The organism is Candidatus Poribacteria bacterium (genome assembly GCA_028820845.1).
Classification (GTDB): domain Bacteria; phylum Poribacteria; class WGA-4E; order WGA-4E; family WGA-3G; genus WGA-3G.
Window position 1 is genome coordinate 1 of sequence record JAPPII010000087.1, and the last position, 478, is coordinate 478.

The following is a 478-nucleotide window of genomic DNA, read 5'->3' on the forward strand; positions in this document are numbered from 1 at the left end:
CTACCAAAACCTAACAAAAATGTCAATAACTTACACAATGTAAACACTACCTAGATACCTCAGGTTTTTCAACCCTGAGAGTGCGGAAATATCGGTAATGTTATTGCGCCAAAGATTGAGATACCTCAGGTTTTTCAACCCTGAGAGTGCGGAAATATCGGTAATGTTACTGCTCATAAGATACAGCGTCGTCAAGTTTTTCATCTCTGAGAGTGCGGAAATATCGGTAATGTTATTGCCCGAAAGATTGAGATACCTCAGGTTTTTCAACCCTGAGAGTGCGGAAATATCAGTAATGTTATTGTCCGAAAGATACAGCATCGGCAAGTTTTTCATCTCTGAGAGTGTGGAAATATCAGTAATGTCATTGTCCGAAAGATACAGCGTCGTCAAGTTTTTCATCTCTGAGAGTGTGGAAATATCAGTAATGTTATTGTCCGAAAGATTGAGATACCTCAGGTTTTTCATCTCTGAGAGT

At 39.3% G+C, this 478-nt stretch carries 1 protein-coding gene; it reads right to left on the reverse strand.

What is annotated here, in order from left to right; translation table 11 throughout:
* Positions 1–30 precede the first annotated feature (30 nt).
* Positions 31–478 (reverse strand): leucine-rich repeat domain-containing protein (locus OXN25_16690; protein MDE0426490.1); only part of this gene is annotated, 448 nt, incomplete at its 5' end.